24 protein-coding genes are annotated in these 19,486 nt (G+C 67.5%); 10 read left to right on the forward strand and 14 right to left on the reverse strand.

What is annotated here, in order from left to right; genetic code table 11:
• Positions 1 to 133: 133 nt before the first annotated feature.
• From NOW55_RS06950 to NOW55_RS06960, 3 genes are read right to left on the reverse strand one after another with little or no spacing between them, the layout of a single operon-like run.
• Positions 134 to 913, reverse strand: a complete 780-nt coding sequence (locus NOW55_RS06950; RefSeq protein ID WP_256399380.1) for a class I SAM-dependent methyltransferase — start codon at positions 911 to 913, stop codon at positions 134 to 136.
• 34 nt (positions 914 to 947) lie between these two features.
• A complete protein-coding gene (locus tag NOW55_RS06955) occupies positions 948 to 1,454 on the reverse strand; it encodes a PIN domain-containing protein (RefSeq protein ID WP_256399381.1) in 507 nt (168 codons plus the stop codon).
• Entirely contained in the window at positions 1,451 to 1,777 is a 327-nt protein-coding gene (locus NOW55_RS06960; RefSeq protein WP_256399382.1) for a DUF7317 family protein, read from the reverse strand. Before NOW55_RS06960 ends, NOW55_RS06955 begins: the two co-directional genes overlap by 4 nt.
• A gap of 126 nt (positions 1,778 to 1,903) precedes the next feature.
• On the opposite strand from NOW55_RS06960, the gene NOW55_RS06965 reads away from it, so the two are divergent.
• The 3 genes from NOW55_RS06965 (at position 1,904) to NOW55_RS06975 (ending at position 5,079) form a co-directional block, all read left to right on the forward strand.
• A complete protein-coding gene (locus tag NOW55_RS06965; protein ID WP_256399383.1) occupies positions 1,904 to 2,749 on the forward strand; it encodes an alpha/beta fold hydrolase in 846 nt (281 codons plus the stop codon).
• Between the two features lie 44 nt (positions 2,750 to 2,793).
• On the forward strand, positions 2,794 to 3,972 hold the full coding sequence (locus tag NOW55_RS06970; RefSeq protein ID WP_256399384.1) for a PQQ-like beta-propeller repeat protein: 1,179 nt from the start codon (positions 2,794 to 2,796) through the stop codon (positions 3,970 to 3,972).
• Positions 3,973 to 4,062: 90 nt separating this feature from the next.
• Positions 4,063 to 5,079 (forward strand): hypothetical protein, encoded by a 1,017-nt coding sequence (locus NOW55_RS06975; protein ID WP_256399385.1) that lies wholly within the window; start codon positions 4,063 to 4,065, stop codon positions 5,077 to 5,079.
• Between the two features lie 22 nt (positions 5,080 to 5,101).
• On the opposite strand, the gene NOW55_RS06980 is transcribed toward NOW55_RS06975, so the two are convergent.
• On the reverse strand, positions 5,102 to 6,334 hold the full coding sequence (locus NOW55_RS06980; protein WP_256399386.1) for an MBL fold metallo-hydrolase: 1,233 nt from the start codon (positions 6,332 to 6,334) through the stop codon (positions 5,102 to 5,104).
• Positions 6,335 to 6,513: 179 nt separating this feature from the next.
• Between NOW55_RS06980 and NOW55_RS06985 the strand changes: the two genes are divergently transcribed.
• Positions 6,514 to 7,470: a calcium/sodium antiporter gene (locus tag NOW55_RS06985; protein WP_256399387.1), complete on the forward strand. Its 957-nt coding sequence runs from the start codon at positions 6,514 to 6,516 to the stop codon at positions 7,468 to 7,470.
• Here the strand turns inward: NOW55_RS06985 and NOW55_RS06990 are convergent, their stop codons facing one another.
• Positions 7,471 to 7,845: a WNWW family protein gene (locus NOW55_RS06990; RefSeq protein ID WP_465260936.1), complete on the reverse strand. Its 375-nt coding sequence runs from the start codon at positions 7,843 to 7,845 to the stop codon at positions 7,471 to 7,473.
• Positions 7,846 to 7,899: 54 nt separating this feature from the next.
• Here NOW55_RS06990 and NOW55_RS06995 point away from each other — a divergent pair, with 54 nt between their 5' ends.
• The 3 genes from NOW55_RS06995 (at position 7,900) to NOW55_RS07005 (ending at position 9,197) form a co-directional block, all read left to right on the forward strand.
• Complete coding sequence (locus tag NOW55_RS06995; protein ID WP_256399389.1) at positions 7,900 to 8,118, forward strand: hypothetical protein; 219 nt, start codon at positions 7,900 to 7,902, stop codon at positions 8,116 to 8,118.
• A gap of 74 nt (positions 8,119 to 8,192) precedes the next feature.
• Positions 8,193 to 8,621: a 30S ribosomal protein S6e gene (locus NOW55_RS07000; RefSeq protein WP_256399390.1), complete on the forward strand. Its 429-nt coding sequence runs from the start codon at positions 8,193 to 8,195 to the stop codon at positions 8,619 to 8,621.
• Positions 8,622 to 8,762: 141 nt separating this feature from the next.
• A complete protein-coding gene (locus NOW55_RS07005; RefSeq protein ID WP_256399391.1) occupies positions 8,763 to 9,197 on the forward strand; it encodes a DUF7112 family protein in 435 nt (144 codons plus the stop codon).
• Here NOW55_RS07005 and NOW55_RS07010 read toward each other — a convergent pair.
• From NOW55_RS07010 to NOW55_RS07050, 9 genes are all read right to left on the reverse strand, one after another.
• Positions 9,194 to 9,694, reverse strand: a complete 501-nt coding sequence (locus NOW55_RS07010; RefSeq protein ID WP_256399392.1) for a PadR family transcriptional regulator — start codon at positions 9,692 to 9,694, stop codon at positions 9,194 to 9,196. The two genes, NOW55_RS07005 and NOW55_RS07010, sit on opposite strands and share 4 nt — an antisense overlap.
• A 296-nt stretch (positions 9,695 to 9,990) precedes the next feature.
• Positions 9,991 to 10,434 carry a FlaD/FlaE family flagellar protein gene (locus tag NOW55_RS07015; protein WP_256399393.1) on the reverse strand — a complete coding sequence of 148 codons (444 nt, stop codon included), beginning with the start codon at positions 10,432 to 10,434 and terminating at the stop codon, positions 9,991 to 9,993.
• Between the two features lie 138 nt (positions 10,435 to 10,572).
• Positions 10,573 to 10,992, reverse strand: a complete 420-nt coding sequence (locus NOW55_RS07020) for a DUF5518 domain-containing protein (protein WP_256399394.1) — start codon at positions 10,990 to 10,992, stop codon at positions 10,573 to 10,575.
• An 87-nt stretch (positions 10,993 to 11,079) separates the two neighbouring features.
• Positions 11,080 to 12,798: an archaellar assembly protein ArlJ/FlaJ gene (gene arlJ / locus NOW55_RS07025; protein ID WP_256399395.1), complete on the reverse strand. Its 1,719-nt coding sequence runs from the start codon at positions 12,796 to 12,798 to the stop codon at positions 11,080 to 11,082.
• A 1-nt stretch (position 12,799) separates the two neighbouring features.
• On the reverse strand, positions 12,800 to 14,464 hold the full coding sequence (gene flaI / locus NOW55_RS07030) for an archaellum flagellar ATPase motor FlaI (RefSeq protein WP_256399396.1): 1,665 nt from the start codon (positions 14,462 to 14,464) through the stop codon (positions 12,800 to 12,802).
• A 1-nt stretch (position 14,465) separates the two neighbouring features.
• Positions 14,466 to 15,194, reverse strand: a complete 729-nt coding sequence (gene arlH, locus NOW55_RS07035) for an archaellum protein ArlH (RefSeq protein WP_256399397.1) — start codon at positions 15,192 to 15,194, stop codon at positions 14,466 to 14,468.
• Positions 15,191 to 15,643 (reverse strand): archaellum stator protein ArlG, encoded by a 453-nt coding sequence (gene arlG / locus NOW55_RS07040; RefSeq protein WP_256399398.1) that lies wholly within the window; start codon positions 15,641 to 15,643, stop codon positions 15,191 to 15,193. Before arlG ends, arlH begins: the two co-directional genes overlap by 4 nt.
• A 1-nt stretch (position 15,644) precedes the next feature.
• Complete coding sequence (gene arlF, locus NOW55_RS07045; protein ID WP_256399399.1) at positions 15,645 to 16,076, reverse strand: archaellum stator protein ArlF; 432 nt, start codon at positions 16,074 to 16,076, stop codon at positions 15,645 to 15,647.
• A 2-nt stretch (positions 16,077 to 16,078) separates the two neighbouring features.
• Entirely contained in the window at positions 16,079 to 17,182 is a 1,104-nt protein-coding gene (locus tag NOW55_RS07050; protein WP_256399400.1) for a FlaD/FlaE family flagellar protein, read from the reverse strand.
• A 436-nt stretch (positions 17,183 to 17,618) separates the two neighbouring features.
• On the opposite strand from NOW55_RS07050, the gene NOW55_RS07055 reads away from it, so the two are divergent.
• From NOW55_RS07055 to NOW55_RS07065, 3 genes are all read left to right on the forward strand, one after another.
• Positions 17,619 to 18,194, forward strand: coding sequence for a flagellin (locus NOW55_RS07055; RefSeq protein ID WP_256399401.1), 576 nt, complete (start codon positions 17,619 to 17,621; stop codon positions 18,192 to 18,194).
• Positions 18,195 to 18,235: 41 nt separating this feature from the next.
• Positions 18,236 to 18,682: a DUF7500 family protein gene (locus NOW55_RS07060; RefSeq protein WP_256399402.1), complete on the forward strand. Its 447-nt coding sequence runs from the start codon at positions 18,236 to 18,238 to the stop codon at positions 18,680 to 18,682.
• A gap of 219 nt (positions 18,683 to 18,901) precedes the next feature.
• Positions 18,902 to 19,486: a flagellin gene (locus NOW55_RS07065; protein ID WP_256399403.1), complete on the forward strand. Its 585-nt coding sequence runs from the start codon at positions 18,902 to 18,904 to the stop codon at positions 19,484 to 19,486.

The following is a 19,486-nucleotide window of genomic DNA, read 5'->3' on the forward strand; positions in this document are numbered from 1 at the left end:
TGCACATTCGGCCGGTCACTGAGCCCCCCGCCTCGAATTCGATGGACGCACGCCCTGCCTCCAGCGGGCCGTCCCCGATGGTATCCACGGAGCTGGGCTCCGGTGTGGGGGCACGCCCGTCGACGGCGAACGGTCAGTCCGGCCGGCACCTCGCGACCACCCTGAGCCGGCGGTAGTCCGCGGTCCACGTTCCGTCTTCGAACAGCTCGTTGCGCAACCGGTCCTCGACGTCCGAAATCACGGCCTCGCGCTCGTCCGCCGGAATCGGCCCCAGCAGCCCGTCGCCGAACATGCCCAGCCAGCCCGCCAGCCCGTCCTCGCCGTCGTCGAGCTCGGTCGGCCGGTCGAACAGCGTCGCGTAGCGCACCTCGAAGCCGTGGGCCTCCAGCCGGGTGGCGTACTCGCCGACGCTCGGGAAGTACCACGGGTTCTCGACGTCGTACCCGCGCGCCGCTGCCTCGGCCTCGACCGCGCCGACGATGGCCGCGACGTTGCCCGTCCCGCCGAGTTCGGCGACGAACCGGCCGCCGGGCCGGAGCGCGTCGGCGACCGATTCGAGCACCGCGTCCTGCTCGTGGATCCAGTGCAGCGCCGCGTTCGAGAACACCGCGTCGAACGGCTCGCGGAAGGCGAACCGGCGTGCGTCACCACGGACGAACCGCAGGTCGGGGTACGTTCGCGCGGCCTCGGCGACCATCTCGCGGTCGGCGTCGAGGCCGACCACGTCCGCGCCCGACTCGGCGATGCTTGCGGTCAGGTGGCCGGTGCCGCAGCCGAGGTCGAGGATTCGCTCGCCCGGTCCGGGTTCGAGCAGGTCGACGACGCCCTCGCCGTACTCGAAGACGAACGCGTGCCCGCCGTCGTAGTCGTCGGCCGACCACTCGTTCCCGTCGTCGGCTCGGTGGGGGTTCATACGTCGGACTGGGAGCCAGGGCAGTTAGCTGTGCTCACTCCGACAGAAACACCTCGATGTCCCGCGATGGCGCACGAAACCCGGCTTCGTCTATCCAGCGCTTCAGGTACGTGTCCGCTGTCTCGTGGTCGAGCCGGTCGTTCTCGACGAACCGGACCAGGAGGCCGATGGACCCGGTCACTGCGACCCCGCGGCGTTTTGCCGTGGTGCGGGCGTCACCGTCGTCGGTGACTGCGGTTCCGTCGGCCGTTTCGGCGACGGCCAGCACCTGAGCTTCTCCTGGGTCCAGCGTCTTCAGCAGCTCCGTTTCCACCGTCTCTGCCGAAGACGATGGTGTGAGTACCGGAATCCCGTCTTCGAGGACGTCCACGGCGTCGTCGAGGTACGGATGCGTCTCGACACCGTCTTCCAGTTCGGTCCGTACTGCGTCGACCGTCGCTACCCGGGGAAGATCACACAGGAGTTCGACGTTGGACACCTGCGCGAAGTTCGAGAGGACCGTCGTGTCGAGGACCGTCGGATTCTCCGGCGTACCGCTCATTCGAGGTTTCGTGCCGTGTCGATCTCGTCGCGGGCAGCCTCCATGTCCTCGACCCCGAACCGTAGCTCGACGCCCTCCTCGCGCAGGATGTCGCGCATCTCGAACCGGTTCACACCGGCGAGTCGCGCGGCCGTCCCGAGCGTTATCTCCCCGTCCTCGTACAGCGAGACGGCGGCCGCAATCCGGGCGTTCTGGTGCTCCTCGAAGTACTCGCGGAGGACGTGCCGGATCGCGTCGCTCTTGTTCTCGAAGATACCGGCGCTGATGGCACCGTTCATGAGGTCGGTGAGGTCGTCCGGAATCGTGGCGGTCGTTCGAGACATCGCTCCAGTCGCGGATTGGTTTTCATACAATATATGAATTACGCCGCCCCGTGTGCTGGGGACGACAGCCATCCCACCACCCCGTTAACGTCACCGTTTATACTCGACCACGTGGTGCGTGGTGCCATGACCCGAACAGACGCCTTCGTCACCGTCGACGGCACCGAGGTCCACTACACCGACTGGGGCGAAACCGACGCCCCACTCGTCGTCTGCGTCCACGGGCTCTCGCGCAACGGCCGGGACTTCGACCCGCTCGCACGCCGACTCGTGGGCGAGGGCTACCGCGTCGTCTGCCCCGATATGCCGGGCCGTGGGCTGAGCGAGTGGGCCGACGACCCGGCATCCGAGTACTCGTGGGCGGGGCTGCTCGGAACCCTGCGCGAGTTCTGCGACACGTTCGAGCGCGAGGAGATCCGCTACGTCGGCACCTCGATGGGCGGCCTGCTCGGGATGTTGCTCTCCGAAGACGACGAGGCCGTCTCCATCTCGCACTTCGTCTGCAACGACATCGGCCCGGTGTTCGTCCACGCCGAGGACGGCATCGACCGCATCGTCGACTACCTCACCGACCCGCCGGCGTTCGACACCTACACCGAACTCGAGGACTGGTACCGGGAGACCTACGGGACGATGAACGCCCAGACCGACGCCGAGTGGCGGCGCTTCACCCTCACGAGCGCGCGACGGCGCGACGACGGGCAGGTCACCCGTGCCTACGACGAGCGCATCGTCGAGGCGCTGCTCCACAGCAACCTCCCACCGGAGGAGGCGTGGGGAATCTGGGAGTCGCTCGACCTGCCGACGTTCGTCATCTGGGGCCACGAGTCCGACGTGCTCACCGAGCCGACCGTCGAGGAGATGCTGGAGCGGCGGCCCGACATCGAGCTCCTCGAACTCGACTGCGGGCACCCGCCAGGGCTGAACGTCGACGAGCAGCTCGACCCGGTCGTCGACTTCCTGACGGAGTGACCGGCAGCGCTGGATTCATCCGTCAGTGCCGAGAAGGCCCGACGATGCCCTCCTCTTCACGTCGCCGGTTCCTCGCTTCCCTCGGTGCCGCGAGCGCCGCCCTCTCCGGCTGTCTCTCCGGTGGTCGATCCCCGCCCTCCGGCGACCTCGGCCGGGTCGACGGCTCGTGGTCGATGGTCGGCCGGGGCCCGGGTCACAGCCGCCGAGTCGCCGACGGCCCGACCGACCCGGAGACGGTCTGGCTGTCGGATATCGAGGGTGCCCGAGCTACCGGGACGCCGGCCGTCGTCGACGAACGACTGTACCTCCCGGTCGACGCGGTCTCCGATCACAGCCGCTACCGCCATCGGCTCCACACACTGTCCGTGGCGACCGGCGAGGAGCAGTGGCAGGTCCCCCTCCGCTCGAATCTGAACGGGCCGCCCGCGGTGCGCGGCGACCACGTCGTGGTGACCGCCCGTCGGTCGCCCCACCGCGGTCGTATCGTCTGCTTCGAGGGTCGATACGGCGGCGAGCACTGGCTCCTCGACGTCGATGCCAGACTCACGGCCCCGCCGACGATCGATGGGGCCCTCGCCTACGTCCCCGACTGGGCCGGTCGGGTCCACGCCCTGTCGGTGTTCGACGGCTCCGTCCGGTGGTCACGACGGGTGGGCGACGACGACCACGGCCCGACGTTCGCGGAGCCGGTCGCCGTCGGCGACGGGGCGCTCTACGTCGGGTCCCGCTCGGGGACGACCGGCGTGACGGCGCTCGACGCCGACACCGGCGAGGAACTGTGGCACAGGTCGACTCCCGCCGTCGTCGCCGGGCCGGTGGTCCACGGGGACCGCGTCGTCGTCCGGACCCGCCGACTCGTGGTGTCGTTCGACGCCGACGGCACGCGTCGGTGGTCGGTCTCGGTCCCCGACTCCGGCGTCGGCCCCGTCGCCGCCACCGAGCAGCACGTGTACGTCCCGGGTCGCGGGCGGGTCGACGCGATCGACCGGGCCGGGGAGACGGCCTGGACGTACGAACCGTCCGACGCCTGGGTCGGTCGGCCGACGGTCGTCGGCGACAGCGTCGTCGTCCGCGGCCGGGACTCGCTCGTCGGGCTCTCGCGTGCGACCGGCGACGAACGGTGGACGCGCTCCCCCGACGGGACCGGTCGTACGGTCGTCACGCCGAACGCGATGTTCCTCTCGGGCTACAGGGGACGGGTGCTCGCACTCGGCGACGGGTAGTCCGCCCCGTCCCCCGGCCCAGTCGTCGCGTTCCTGGCGGCACGAACACAAGACGTTTACCGGTCGGTTCAGCACTCTGTGCCACGATTCATGCCCTGCTCCCGCCGTTCCCTCCTCCAGCGTGCCGGCACCGTCGCCGGGCTCGCAGCGACCGTCGGTGCCGGCTGCCTGAGCTTCGGCTCCGCCAGCGGCTACCGGCTCGTTCCACAGGACGTGGACGGGACGCTCGCAGACGAGTTCCTCGTCGACGACCCCGTCGCGGTCCGTGCCGAGACCCGCATCGACTACGACACCGGGACGAAGGAGAACTGGCTCGCCGAGCTGTTCGAGACCGGCAGCGTCACCGCGGTCCAGTGGCCGCTGGTCCGCCCCGACGACTGGGGGGCTGAGACGCGCCCCCGTCCCACGTTCCTCCGGCACGACGATGCGTACCACGAGGTGACGACCGACCGGACGCGGCAGGTCGAGCGCGAGCGCTGGCTGTTCGCCGTCCAGCGCGCCGATGAGGAGCCGCCCGACTCCGCGACCGTCGCGGGCGAACCGTTCGGCCTCTCTGACCGCGACCGCGAGATACTGCAGGCGGCACTCGACGCCGTCTACGCCGACAACGACGGCTTCCTCGGCGAGCCAGACGTCGACGGCCTCCAGCCGGTCCAGTACCACCGTGACGTGGACCCCGGGACGAGCGAACTCGTCCCCGAGCCGCCGTTCGACTACGTCGACTACGCCGGCGACACCTACCGCGTCGTGGTCGAACAGCGGACCGTGACGGTCCCCGAGCGGACGTTCGCCGTCGAGCAGGTCGCGTCGTCGCGGGACGCGCTCGACTCGTACGCCGACGAGACCGTGCCGGACGCCCGGTTCGACCGCGACGCGCTCTCGGAGGCCGCCCGCGACGTGCTCGACGCGGCGGTGGAGAGCGACCCCGGCAGCCGCTACCACGAGGAGCCGCCGCTCTCGGACGGGCTCGCGACGGTCCTCGACCGGCTCGGCATCGGCGACGACCTGCGGCCGTACGACGAGTACGACGAGCGCGCCGTGTTCCGCAACGCCGTCGCCTCCTACGACGACGACTGGTACCTGTTCGACCTGCACGTCCTGGCGTAGGCCGTCGACGTGGCGTCCCCGGTCAGACCGTGACGGTCGCGTCCAGCGCCGGCGCGCTCGCGTCGAAGCCGCCCGCGACGAGTTCGGCGGCGAAGTCCTCGCAGTCGTCCCCGTGGTTCACCAGCACCTGCGCGTCGCGGTACGACTGGAGGAACTCCCAGAGCCCGTCGCTGTCGGCGTGGGCCGAGAAGTCGTGCTGTTCGGTCCGGGCCGCGACGGGGAGGATCCGTCCGTCGAAGTCGGCCCGGCCGTTCTCGAGCAGTTCGTGGCCCGGAGACCCCGGAACCTGGAAGCCGGTGAACGCGACCTTGTTCGTCGGGCTCGACCGGATCTCGGGGACGTACGTCATCGCGGGGCCGCCGTGGAGCATCCCCGACGTGGTGACGATGACCGTGTTCTTCTCGGCGATGCGCTCGCGCTGGCCGGGTTTGCCGGTGACGAACCGGGCGTTCGACGCCCCGCGCTGGAGGGTGTCGGGGTCGCGGACGAAGCCGTCGTGACGCTGGAACAGCCGGGTCACGTCCTTGCCCATGCCGTCGACGTAGCAGTCCACGTCGTGCGCGCCGAGGATGCAGAGCACCTCCTGCGTGCGACCGATGCCGAAGGCGGGGACGACGACGGTGCCGCCCTCCCAGACCGTCGACTTGACGCTCTCGACGAACCGGTGCTCGATGGCCGCGCGCGACTCGCGTTCGGTGTCCGCGTAGGTCGACTCCACGACGACCACGTCCGCGTCGGGTCGGGCACGGGAGCCGGCGAGGAGGCGCTGGTCGGCGGTGTGGAAGTCGGCGGTGTACAGCAGTCGCGTGTCCCCGTCGTCGACGAGCACGTGCGCGCTGCCGGGGATGTGGCCTGCGTCGAAGAACGTCACCTCGTAGCCCGCCGCCTCGAAGGGCTGGCGGTAGGCGTGGGTCTGCGAGACCTCGGTGAGCCGCTTCAGTTCGGCCTCCGTGAACGGGCAGTCGTAGCTCCCGCCGTGGAGCTTCAGGGTGTCCCGACCGAGCACCCGCGCCAGCTCCGCGGTCGGCGGCGTCCAGTGGATGGGCGGCCGCTCGTCGCCCGACAGGAGGGAGGGGACCGCACCGACGTGGTCGAGGTGGCCGTGCGAGACGACGACCGCGTCCGGGTCTGGTCGGTCCACCGGGTACTGCGGTGGGTTGCCCGACGCCATCCCGTAGTCGAGCAGCAGCGAGTCGTCGACGAGGATGGCGCTCCGCCCGATCTCACGTGCGCCCCCCAGGAACCGTATCTCCATTCGATTGAACTGCGGTACGGGGGCGAGCCGTTTGGGTCCGTCGGCTTCGCCCTCCGGCACCCGCGTCCAGAAGTGGCTACTCCCAATCCGGGTATCTCCTCCCCGGAACCAGCGGCAGGTCGGACGGCACGACCCCCCAACGCTCATCCCTGTCCCTTCCGTCACTCCGACAACGACCGATGGCAGGCACACTCGTCCAGCTGGGCATCGTCGCCGCGACCGTCGTCGGACTCGGGCTCGGCGCACGACTGCTCGTCGACGCGGCGGTCCGGCTGGCGCGCGACTTCGGGCTCTCCGATCTCACCATCGGCCTGACCATCGTCGCGGCGGGGACGTCGACGCCCGAACTCGCCGTGACGGCCGACGCCGCGCTCAAGGGTCTCGGCGACCTCGCCGTCGGGAACGTCTTCGGGTCGAACATCTACAACCTCGCGTTCGTCCTCGGCGTCGTCGCCCTGATCCGCGTGGTCCCCGTCGAGGGTGGACTCGTCCGACGCGATGGCCTGATGCTGCTCGCGAGCACGCTCCTGGGCGGATTCGTCGTGCTCGACCAGCTGGTCACCCGCCTCGAAGGCGCGGTGCTCGTCGCGGTGTTCGTCGCCTACACGGCCTACCTGCTGCACAGTCGGAGCGACGAGAGCTCGCCGGACCCCGGGGAACCCGTCGTCCGCGACATCACGGCCAGATTCGAGTTCCCCGGACGTGACCCGCTCCTGCTCGTCGTCGGGCTCGGTATCGTCCTCGTGAGCGGCGACGCGCTGGTCGGCGCGGCGTCGGCGCTGGCACGCGACGCCGGCGTCTCCGAGTGGGTCATCGGCGGGACGATCGTCGCGGCGGGCACGTCGACGCCCGAGTTCGCCGTCTCGCTCGTCGCCCTCAGGCGCGGGAGCCTCGGCGTCTCGGTCGGCAACGTCGTCGGGAGCAACGTGTTCAACCTCGCCGTCGTGATGGGCGTGGGCGCGCTCGTGCGACCGCTGTCGGTGGGCCCGGCCGCGCTGGGGACGTTCGGCTGGCTGCTCGCCGTCACGTTGGTCATGGTCGCCGCGCTGTGGACCGGTCGCGTGCTCTCCCGGCTGGAGGGTGTCCTGTTCACGGCGTCCGAACTCGTCAGGTGGGCGCTGGGCCTGCTCGGCTGATCAGAACGTCCCGTTCTCCCGGTCCCGTGGGTTCCGACGCACGGTGAACTGGTTGTACTCGGGGCCGTGCGCTATCGCGAGCGAGCCGAGCCACCAGTTCCACCGGTCGACCACGTCGCCGCGCGGCGCGTCCCGCAGGTTGTCCACGATGACGTCGGCGGTGAGGTCGTGCCCGGCGTCGTCGTGGTACCGACCGGAGTCACGCAGGTCCAGGGCCTCGCGCACGACGACGTGGCCCTCGCCGCCGAACTCCCGTTCGAGCCTGAGCTCCAGTCGGCCGGGTTCCATGCGGTGGCGTTCGCACCCGGAGACTTTCGGTCTTCGGGTCGGACGGACGCCAGCCGTCAGCCGGATGTCGGACCCGGGTGGTTTCAAAACGTGAAACAGCTGTCACTACCCTTTGTACCTGGAGGCCGTACCGTCGGGTACATGACGGACATCAGCGAACGTGACCGCTCACCCTCCAGAACCGACGGCCGGCCGTCCGAGGCCGTCGACGGCGCAATCGGTTCCCGCATCGGGGTCGCCACAGACCCCGCTGCCGGGACGGTCACGTTCATGGCTCGCGGAACGGACGGCCGCCCGGCGGCGACCGAGTGGATACTGGTCGACGAGTCGCTCGTCGTCGACGTCGCCGAGATGGGCTGACGCCGGCTGCCGCCGCGACAGTCCGACCCCGTTTCGACGGAGTTTTGAACGCCCACCGACGATTCGTATCCACTATGGCGAGTTTCAACGTCGTCGTTGCGGACCCGGACTCGGGCGCATCGTACCAGCTCGAGGCGGAGGAACAGGACGCGAACCGATTCATGGGCAAGGGGCTCGGCGAGGAAGTCGACGGGAGCGCCGTCGGCCTCGACGGCTACACGCTCGAACTCACCGGCGGCTCGGACGAGGCCGGGCGGCCGATGCGCGAGGACATCGAGGGCCCGAACGTCGAGGAGGTCCTGATGCGCGAACAGGGCGTCGGGTACAACCCGTCCCGTCCCGGCGAGCGCAAGCGGCTGACCCTCCGTGGTCGCCAGGTCTCCGACGAGACGAGCCAGATCAACGCGAAGATCGTCGGTCGCGGCGACGAGTCCGTCGAGTCCCTCCTCGGTCTGGTCGAGGAGAACGCCGACGAGGACGCCGACGAGGACGACGAAGAGTAATCCGGACGCGTCCCGTCACGGCCGCGTCGTAGGTTTCCTGAGGGGCACACCCTCGGCGCGCGGCGGTGACAGCGACACACTTCTTGCGCCCATCACGCCGCGAGCGACAGGTACATTTGGCGTGGGGAACGAGTAGCGACCATGGCTGATCGGGTTTCTTCTGACGCAGTGCCGACGGTACGGGCGAAGTTGGCGAAACACGGTGCGACCGGACGACTGAAGCTGGAGCTTCCGGCCGACGAGACCGACCGCTTCCCGGTCGACGAGGTCGTCCGGGTGGTGCTCGACGGCGAGCAGCAGTTCGCGCGCATCGAGTCGTCGCTGACGGGCGAGGAGTTACTCATCTCGGGCGTGTTCGAGACGCCGTCGGCGGCACGGAACCCCGGCGAGGGGGAGAACCACCTCACGGGCTGGTGCGAGGACAACGGCCGCAGCGCTGGCGGGTCGGTGCTGGTGGACGTCATCGAAGACGGGTTCCAGTACGGGTTGCGGGCCCCGGGAGGCCGTGCAGTGTACGACGCACTGGAGCAACCCGACGGGAGTCTCGCGTCTATCGCTTCTGACCTCGAAGATTAGAGTCGGGGGAGGAAGGAGTACAGCAGGTAGCCGAACGCGAGGTGCTGGAGCATCGTGCGTTCGACGCTCGTGCGGACCTCGCGCTCGTCTTCGATGGAGTACTCCTTCGTGCGGACCTTCTTGTGCATGTGGAGTACGTCGTCCTCCTCCAGCTTGTGCAGGCCGGGGTAGACCGTGCCCGGGCTGAGCTGTGCGCCGAAGAGGCGGGTGAGGTCGGAGATGAGCTCCTTGCCGTGGGTCTCGCCGCGCAGCGAGATGAGCATGAGGAGCACCTCGTCGAGGTTCTCCTTGATGATCTCCTCGTCGAACTCCGCCTCGTCGGTCGGGAGTGCGTCCTCGACGGATTCGAGCATCTCGTCGAGCTCGCGCTCGACGGACTTTTCGTCCACCTTCTCGGCCGACCCGATGGTCAGCTCGTACTGCTCGCCACTATCGTCGTCGGTGGCAGCGGCCGTGAGGTCGCTGAACACCGAACTGGTATCCTTGTTGTTTCGCATCTGTCGGTCGTCACCTTCTGGCTTTCTCCGATTCGGCCCGCCACACCGACCTCCACCAAAGGTCGTCGAGGCCCGCTCGGGTACTACTCCGTTCGATGGAGGCATGCCTAATAAGTCAAACGGCCAACCCGTGTTTTATGACAAAATATTAGGCCGGGTCGATTCGATGTTTTCGACGGTCGGGGAATGGCCGAAAAACGTTTTACATAGGCGTCTTGGACGGTATATCGCCGCTCGCGATGTGGGCGATATGCTGATGTCTCTGGAGGCTTCTTATCAGAAAACACGCATTCTGTTCAGTCGTCGCCGATCGCCTCGACGACCTCGTCGCGGACCGTCCGATCGCCGATCTGTTTCTCCACGCGGCGCTCGGCGAGCCGGGCGAGCATCAGGTGCTCCTCGAGGTCGTCGCCCGCGATGGACGCGATGTACTTCAGGGACCGTGCGTGGGTGCCGAAGGGCGTCCCGGAGAGCGTCTCCAGCGGGTACTCGAGTGTCGCCGGCTCGTCGTACTTCTTGTTGTGGATCTCCTGGAGCGAGAGCCCCCGGATGTACGTCGTCATCGAGCGACAGACGTCCTCGGAGATCCAGCCGAGTCGCTCGTAGTAGCGCAGACAGTTCAGCGCACCGCTGGTGCCGAACGTCTCCCCGAGGTAGCGAGCCCACTCCATCGTGGCCTCCATCCCCTCGGTGCCCTGCGAGAGCGAGCGCAGGTACGGTTTCTCGGCGTGCAGTGACATCCGCTTGTCCAAAGCGACGGACGGTATCCGTATAAAGGTGCTCGCCGTTTCGAGGCGTGAGTCGACGCGTGAAGTCGGCGACAGCAGGCGATTCGGGCTCCCTCGACCGACGGCTGTCGGCGGTCGACTGGCAGCTCTTCAGCGCGTCGCCCCGAACCTGTATAGCCAGCGACCGACCACGCCGCCGAGCAGTCCGATGAGGGCCGTGAAGACGAGGTGGGTCACGACGAACACCACCACCATGCCGGCCTGGAGGAGGGAGTACCACCACGTGCCGCCGCTGGTGGTCACGAAGTCGACGAGTGGCGGGAGGAACCAGGCGAGTGCCGGGGAGCCACCGAGCAGGCCCGCACGCACGGCGGCACCGGCAGCGTCGACCGAGGCCCGGGCGGCCAGGAAGCCGGCGACGAAGCCACCGACCAGCACGCCGTTCAGCGAGAGCTCGGTCTCGAGCCCGGTGTACAGGTTGTTGGCGACGACCAGCAGTGCGGCGACGAGGGCGCCGACGAGGGCGTACGTCCAGACGTCCTGTCGGCTGCGGTGGAGGGACTGTGTCATGGATGGAAAGGGGGTCCGCGCCGACGTATAAGAGAGGGGACGGTTTCTGACTCGGAAACCGTGGTCGGTCGTTCACCACTGCCCGTCTCACACCGAGATGAGGGCGTCGACCGCGATCTTCGTGATGACGGCGGTCAGCGCGCCCGTCCACGTCAGCGCGACGAAGTGGACGTAGCCCGAGAGGATGTGGCCGCGGTCGGCGACCCGGACCATGATGGACGAGAGCATCGCGTTGAAGACGATGGTGAGGATGAGCAGGTACTCGATGGTCTGGACGTCGTACTGCTCGGTGGACAGCAGGAAGCTCATCTGGCTGGCCTGCAGGTCCATGTCGCTGACGATGCTCATCAGCATCTCGACGACCTCCAGCCCGACGAAGAAGGAGAACACCGACGCGGCGGTCAGCCCGTACAGCACGCCGATGAGCGTCGTCGTCGCCTGCTGGCGCTGCTCGCGCAGCTTGAGGACCTCGCTCTGGTTGCGCGAGATGACCTGCCCGAGCATCTTCGGGTCGCCACCCATCCGGCGGCCCTCGACGTACATGTCGCCGAACTTCTGGATGAGGTAGGAGCCGGTCTCGGCCGCGAACAGCGACCAGGACCGCGAGGAGTCGACCCGCATGGCGAGGCGCTTGTACAGGTTGTCGATGTTGTGCGTGAGCGCGCCGAAGTCCTTGCGCCGGAGCGACTCCAGCACGTTGCCCGTCGAGGTCTGCTTGACGGACTCGACGGCACCCAGTGCGCGGATGAAGCTGGGGAACTCGCTGTCGCGCTCTTTGACCTTCTTCTCCTCGTGGCGGACGAGCCAGCCGGGGATGAGCAGCGGCGTCACCGGGATGGCCGCCATGACCGGCAGCGGCAGCACGTCGCTCTTGACCGGGAGATAGCCGAGCAGTATCCCGCCGACGACGACGAACGCGACGAGCGAGAGCACGCCGCCCGCGACGAGCGCCGGCCGGGCCCGCTGGAGCGGGTAGTCGCCCGCCGTCTCCTGGATGTACCACACCGGGTCGTAGGGCGACACGGCGTGGATGGCGTAGACGAACCCCGCCTGCACGACGACGAACATGAAGATGACGCCGCCGACCGCGACCGTCGGGTTGATGCCGACGAGCACGGGCAGGACGATGGCGAACACCAGCACGAACGCCGTCGACAGCATCATCGACAGGTAGAGCTCCTTCATCACGTCGAGCTTGTTCAGGTCCGCCTCGTAGCGGATGACGTACTGCTGGATGATGGAGTCCTGCTCGTCGATGAGGAACTCGCTGATCTGCTGGCCGCCACCGACGGTGTAGGCGAGGCGTTCGAGGAAGTCCGAGAGGAGGGGGGAGTTCACCTGCCGCGCCCGCATCCGGGCGCTGTCGTCGAGGCTCTGGTTCCACGTGTCCACCAGCGCGACGAGGTAGCCCATCTCCTCGGCGAGCGCCTGGTACTCCTCCTCCTCGGCGAGGGTGCGGAAGATCTCGATGCGGTTGATGTTCGTCATCGAGAGGACGGTGATGTGGGTCAGGAACAGGTGGAAGCGCTGGCGGATCTGCTTGCGCCGTCTGTCCTGCACCGCCTTCGGGTAGACCAGCGCGGCGAACACCGCGAACACGCCGAGCAGTATCACCGGGCCGCCGATGGTCAGCGGGAGCCCGACGACGAAGACGACGGCGACGCTCCCGACCATGAACAGGAGGGACGGGAGCACGATGAGCAGCACGTACCGACGAACCGACATCTCCATGCGGCGGTACGCCTCCCGGACCGAGGAGAGCATCGTGCGGGCGTTGATGTCGCCCGAGGGGTTCGCGGTCGACATCTCAGATGGTCCCGCCGAGCCCCCCGGTGTCTATCGGGATACCCTCCATGCCGTCGCGCTGGTAGTCGGCGATGAAGTCGTTGACCTCGTGGTAGCCGAGGATCTCTGCGTCGATGGCCCGGCGGATGAGCTCGGCGCGCTTGTCCAGCTCGTCGTAGATGAGCCGGGTGTCGGTGTAGCCGAGCAGCGTCGCGATCTGCTCCTCCAGCACGTAGGAGTTGTTCCGCCCGGTGAACTCGACCTCGTCCTCGCGGGGGTCCCAGTTGAACGCCTGTCGGGTGATGACGCCGTCCTCGTAGTCTGAGTAGCCCTCGATCTCCTGGACCGAGGTGACCCGTCGAAGCACCTTGTCGCCCTGCTTGACGCGGTTCTGGAACAGCGCCACGTCGCAGTTGTCCATGAACGTCTCGGGGACGTTGATGGGTGCGCCGGTGAAGCGCTGGATCATCGAGACGATGTCGCTCGCGTGGAACGTGAGCATCACCGGGTGGCCGGTCTGGGCGGCCTGGAACGCCATCTGGCCCTCCGCGCCACGCACCTCACCGACGATGATGTAGTCGGGACGCGAACGCAGCGCGGCCGCGACGAGGTCGAACATGTCGACGTCCGAGTCGCCGTCGCCCGAGCCCTCCCGGGTGAGCAGTTGCTGCCACGTCTCCTGTGGCGGCTTGACCTCGGCGGTGTCCTCGGCGGTGTATATCTTCGAGTCGTTCGGAATGAACGACAGCGAGGCGTTGAGCGTCGTCGTCTTCCCGGACGCCGTCTCGCCGACGACGAACACCGTCTGCTCGTTCTCCAGGCAGAGCCAGAGGTACGCGCCGAGCTCCGGACTCAGCGTCCCCCACTTCGTGATCTGGAAGATGGAGAGCGGGATCTCCTCGCCCTGGCGGATGGTCAGCGACGGCCCCTGCACGGAGACGTCGTCGGAGTAGATGATGTTGATACGCGAGCCGTCGGGCAGCGTCGAGTCGATGATGGGGTGGGAGTCGCTGACGGGCGTGTCCATCCGCTCGCCCATGTTGCGGATCCAGTTCTGGAACGACTCGAGGGTGCCGAAGTCGACGTTCGTCTCGACCATCCCGTACGTGCCGTGGTCGGTGTAGCACTGGTGCGGGCCGATGACGTGGATGTCCTCGTTCTGCGTGTCCTCCATCACCGGGTCGAGGGGGCCGAGGCCGACGATGTCGCGCTGCAGGTGGTAGCGCAGCGACTCGTACGTGTCCGGGTCGACCGTGATGGAGCCGCCCAGTAGCCCGCCGACGGAGGAGCTGATGGCTCCACCGACGCTGACGACCTCGCTCAGCAGCGTGTCGATGTGCTCCTCGAACTCGTCGTCGTCCGAGGGCGCGGGCCGGGTGACCGAGCGGTCGAGGATGCGCTGGCGGACCTGCGCGTACACCTCGTTCTGCTCCTCGTCGAGCTGCGGCTCGATGCAGTAGTACGTCGTGTCGATACCCAGGTCGCCGAAGACGTGGATGAAGATGTCGTCGGTGACCTGGTAGCAGACGTTCGGGCGGTCGGACTCGTAGTCGCCCGGGTCGGGCACGAGCGTCGGGTACTCGCTGAACTCCGCGCTGAACTCCGCGAGGTGGTCGGCGAGGTGGCCGTGCTCCTCGCTCGCCTCGCGGAGCTCCGTCGTCATACGAGAGGTGCCGTACTCCGCCATCTCAGGCCACCGTCCGGTTCACGATGGTGATTCCTCGCCCCTGCTGGACGTTGAAGCCGATGCCGTCGTCGACCGGCTGTTGCATGTTCGCGAACCGCCGGACGCGGGCGGTCCGTCTGATGTCCTTCCCGACCGTCTCCGTCTCGATCTGGAGGAACACGTCCGCGACGCTCCGGATGGGCATCAGCCCGCGCTCCGTGACCGCCTCGGGGTCCGCGGTCAGGATGACCGTCTTCCCCTTGCGGGTCATGCTCTCGAAGAACGTCAGCACGGACTCCATGGCGTGGTCCTCGTCGCCGACGCCGGTGATGGCGTCGTACCGCGGGTCGTTCCGGAGGAACGCGCTGAAGGCGTCGACGACGACCACGTCGCCCTGCCAGAGCAGGCTCGGCTCGGTGAGCCGCGCGAGCAGCTCGCGCTGTGAGCCGTTCCGGTGCGTGTCGACGTCCGCGTTGAGGAACAGCAGCTGCCCGGAGAGCAGGTGGTCGACCACGTCGTACGACAGCGAGTGCATCTGGGTGATGAACTCGCCCGCGTTCAGCTCCGTCGAGATGTACGAGACGTAGGCGTCCTCGCTGGCGATACCGTAGGCCATGCGCTGGCTCATGACCGACTTGCCCGCGCCGTCGACGCCCTCGACGAGGACGACGCTCCCCTCGGGGATGCCGCCCCCGAAGGCGTGGTTGACGCGGTCCGAGTCGGTCAGGCCGAGCGAGTAGTAGTCGTTCATACGTAGAACTCGAACACCTCCCGGTCGCCGTTGATGATGACGACGACCCGGTGCTCACCGGGGTCGAGGTCGACGTTCAGCTCCAGCCGGACCACGTCGCCCGACCTCCACTCCGAGCCGCTGACGACGGTCAGCGACCGGTCGCTCGCGGTGATGTACTGGCCGTCGACGAGCACGTCTGGTTTGGACGGGTCGGCCGAGAGCCGCCCGTTGCCGGTGTTCTTGACGAGCAGCGTCACCGTGGTCGAGCTCTCGTCGTACACCGCGTCGCTCCCGGGGTCGGAGATGACGTCGATCTCCGTGTCGATGGTCTGGGCGGCGTCCGCGCTCCTGGCGTCGATGGAGCCGCTCACGTCGCCGACGCTCGTGACGAGTGTCCCGGCGACGCTCGCCGCGACGAGCATCGCCGCGATGAACAGGATCATGCTCGACACCGAAGTACTCGCCATCTCACAGCACCTCCGTCTCGGCGATGCCGTTCTCGGTCACGAGCTTGACCCGCCCCGGTTCGGCCGTGACGCCGGTCACCTCGAACTGGAGCTGTTCGCCCGGTACCCAGATCGTCCTCCCGGAGTCGTCCTCGACGCGGGTCGTCGCACCGGCCACGTAGGTCCCGTCCAGCAGCAGGTCGGTGCCGTCGACCGACAGCGTCGTCGAGCCCGTGTTGGTGACGTTCACGACGAGCGTGTCGGTCGACGCGTTGTAGCCGACGGACGTCACGTTCATCGCGGTGTTCGCCTGGGCGAGCGCGCGGTCGTCGCGAGCCTCGCCCGCCTCCGTCACCCGTTCGTTCGCGGTCTCCATCACGGGGTAGATGGTGCTCAGGCAGACGAGCAAACCGACGAACAGGATGGCGGCCGAGCCACTCGTGCTGAATCCCATGGTTACAGTCCGGTGTCGTCCATCGTCTGCTGGATCGATTCCAGTTTCATGATGTACTCGTAGCTCTCTGCGTGGTCCTCGGCGTTCAGCTCGTTCGGGTCGCGGCTCGGGTCGACGGTCATGTCGAGGTCCGGGCCGGAGAGGGTGTCCTCGAGGTACGCCTTCACCTCGGGCGAGATCCACCCGATCTCCTCGTAGTACGCGATGGCCCGGAGCGCCGCGGCCGGCCCCGCGCTGGTCACGAGGTCGGTCAGCCACTCGAACACGAGGATGTCCGTCGCGTACGTGTCCGCGAGGGTCGGGAGGGTGGCGTCCGACCGTGACGCCGCTGTCCCGGCGCGGGACTCCCTCGACGCCCGCTCGTACGAGCGCGACTCCTCGGCTGCGTCGCTCATCTGTGCTGCCTCGTCCGAGAGTGGTTCGACCTCCAGTCTGGTGTCGTCTGCATTGTCTTCCTCCTGTTCTCGCTGGCTCTGGACGGCCTGCTGGCCGTCGTCGCCGACCGCCTGCTCGTCGTCGCTGGATTCCGCCTTCAGGTCGTCGAAGGAGACGGCCTCCTCCTCGCCCGGCTCGGTCGCCTCGACGACGACCTCGTTGTCCGCGAGGTCCTCGTCGGCTGCTGGCTCGTCAGCTTCGCCATCGGGGTCGGCCGTCTCGGCCTCGTTCTCGACCGCCTCGGCCGGCGGCATCTCGCCCGTCGCGCCGTCGGGTTCGCCACCGAGGCCGAACCCATCGACGTCGTCGTCCATCTGGGTCCGGCTGCCGCCCTCGACGAACGGGTTCGCGCTGGCGGTCAGCTGGTCGTAGATGCCGAGCAGCTGTCGGACCGTCCCGTTGACGTCCTCGACGCGCTCGGCGACCTCCTCCTGGGAGCTCTGGATCGACTCGATCTGGGAGTTGCTCCGTTCCAGGTCCTCCTGCATCGAGTCGATGCGGTGCTCGAGGTTCTCGACCTGTTCTTCCTGGTCGAGGTCCTCGAGAGGGACGTCGAAGCTCGGGTCGGGTGCTGTCTCCTCCTCCTCGTCCTCGTCCTCCGTCTCGGAGCTGGCCCCGCTCTGGGGTCCCTCCGAGCTGAGGAAGTCAGCGAGTACGTCTCGAAGCCCCATTGGTGTCCCTCTCGGTGTAGACTCGTGCACGTACGGCGCGGTCGCTCCCGGTTTCGGGGGCAGCCACGCCGACGGTCGCTGTACTCCCAGCAGTCACTGCTACTTCGTAGGACGGATGTCGGTATATTGGTACGGACGCCTTCGCTCGCCGAGTCGGTCCGCGTATCGAGGACTGAGTCGACGGTCGAAACAGACGGTGAGCGCATACAGGCCTTGATAGTCACGTCTGTCGTTGTCCTCGACGGGGAACACTCCCCACGCTGTGATGCGAGGAATCGGCTCACCCCACGACGGGGAACGACGTTGGCGGCGGTCGGCAGCAGACGCCTCTCTCTGGATCGCGTCGCGCCGACTCCCGGTTGGCCCTGCTGGGCCACGCGTAGCTGGTCGTGTCCGCGAGGACGCGAGTGAGCTGCTCGCACGGGGTGAATTACCGATGAACGTAACGGAACCACAAGATGAAGACCGCGGGCAGGTCGGCATCGGGACCTTGATCATCTTTATCGCGATGGTCCTGGTCGCGGCTGTCGCAGCTGGCGTGCTCATCAACACGGCAGGCATGCTGGAAGCGAAGGCGTCGGACACGAGTACCGACGCACAGTCACAGGTCTCTAATCACATCGTCGCTGTCAGCGCGACCGGCGAGGTGAACGCCAACGGCACCGGCGTCGACAAGGTAAACATCACCTTGATGCAGGCAGCCGGTGCCGGCGATATCGACCTGAGCAAGGCGTCGTTCGAGTGGGTCTCGGACTCGGCAGCAGTCACGCTGTCGTCCGACGACTCAGCGATCACGCTCGTCAACATGAGCGGCGATTCGAACACGACGCTGAACGACCGATCCGACCGCATCCGCGTCTCCATCAACGTCACCGATCCGCAAGTCGAAGGAACGTACCTCGCAGAAGGCGAACAGGCGATGCTCCAGATCGTCGACCAGTCGGGCGCGAAGACGCTCTACGGCGTCAACGTCCCGCAGTCGATATCCGACGAGGAGTACGTCGTCGTCTGATGCGAGCAACCCGTGCCCCCACGCGGGGCACACATCAACCAATGAACGAACGCACGAAGCACACGGACGAACGCGCCGACGGCATCCTCTCGCCAGAGGAGCTGACCCCCGACGAGGACCGCTGCAAGGACCTCGGCGACGGTCGGTTCGTCGTCTCGGCGAGCGATGGTCCGTCTGCGGGATCGCACGGCGGTCAGGCCCGACTTCCGGACGTCGACCCGGCACGTGCCGGGCTGGCGACCGACGGGTCCGGTGGCCCACCGCGGGCCGCCGTGTCCGCCGACGCGCTAGCGAACACGGACGAGCGGTACGGCGTCGACATCGCGGTGAAGACCGACGACGGCGTCGCCCATCAGGAGATCCGCTCGAACGACGTGCGCGAGGTGTTCACGTCGCTGCTGACGTGGTACGCCGACGAGCTCGACGACGAGCTGGAGGCCGAGGAGACGCTCCGGATACTGCTGGACGCGTCACCGCTGGAAGTATAGTAACGAAGCTGGCAGTTCTGCGGTACCGTTCTCCGGAGAGCTGCGGTGCTGTTGGCTGATTGAAGGCTCTATTTTCGAGCGACTGCAGTACGAACACTGGTCGAGTTACCGCGCCGTATCGAGTCGTGAGTCGAGGACCGAAACGGCTCTCGAAACCATACCGGCCTTGATAGTAGTACGGTACTACGGACTATTCGGGGCGCATCCCCACGTATACCAATGATAGTGGACGTAACAGAGAACGACGAACGCGGTCAGGTGGGCATCGGCACCCTGATAATCTTCATTGCCATGGTGCTCGTCGCCGCAGTGGCGGCCGGCGTGCTCATCAACACGGCCGGGCTGCTCGAGTCCACGGCGTCCGACACGGGCGCGGACTCACAGGCACAGGTTTCCAATCAGATCGACGTGGTCACGGCTGTCGGTGAGGTGAACACCTCGGCCGGTCACATCTCGACGCTGAACTTCACGGTCAAGAAGTCCGCAGGCTCCGACCAACTCGACCTGCAAGATGCGACCATCGAGTTCCTCAGCGCCGACGCCAGTACGACCCTCGAATACGGGGCTTCGACCTCGGCGACCAACTTCTCGACCGAATCGCTGGTCGGGAACGGTGACCAGGTGCTCGACAACACGACCGAGCGCGTGCGCATCACCGTCGACGTGTCCAACTCCGGCATCGGCGACCCGCTCGATGACGGTGAGGAAGCGACCGTTCGCTTCGTCGACCAGTCCGGTGCGACGACGATCTACGGCGTGAACGTGCCCGACACGCTCTCGGGTGAGACCTTCGTGGCGGTGTAA

The organism is Haloarchaeobius litoreus (assembly GCF_024495425.1).
Classification (GTDB): Archaea; Halobacteriota; Halobacteria; order Halobacteriales; family Natrialbaceae; genus Haloarchaeobius; species Haloarchaeobius litoreus.